Source organism: Algibacter sp. TI.3.09 (genome assembly GCF_038154905.1).
In the GTDB taxonomy this organism is placed as follows: domain Bacteria; phylum Bacteroidota; class Bacteroidia; order Flavobacteriales; family Flavobacteriaceae; genus Algibacter.
Window position 1 is genome coordinate 1 of sequence record NZ_JBAKAN010000080.1, and the last position, 282, is coordinate 282.

Sequence of the window (282 nt, forward strand, 5' to 3'; positions counted from 1 at the left end):
GGATTGAAAACTAAACAAAATTTTTCTAGTTTCTCAGTCTCTTTACGTAATAATAAGTGCACCCCAACAAGGGATAAAACCACTAAAAGCCCAGCAATAAATACAGGATTAAGCACGATACTAAAATCTTCTGCATTAGTGTAAACTTCCCAGTCCATTGCCAAACTACCTATCATTAATGCTTGTACTAAAACAGATGCAAAACGGTTACTTTTAATTTGAGATTTTTGAGCCAAACACATTAACATAACCGCTTCAATTGCCCATAACATGGTAATGTTT

Annotated in this window: 1 pseudogene; it reads right to left on the reverse strand. The window is 34.0% G+C overall.

Annotation, left to right across the window (positions count from 1 at the left end):
- Window positions 1–282: pseudogene (locus V6246_RS18405) on the reverse strand (DUF2339 domain-containing protein); the annotation flags it as partial.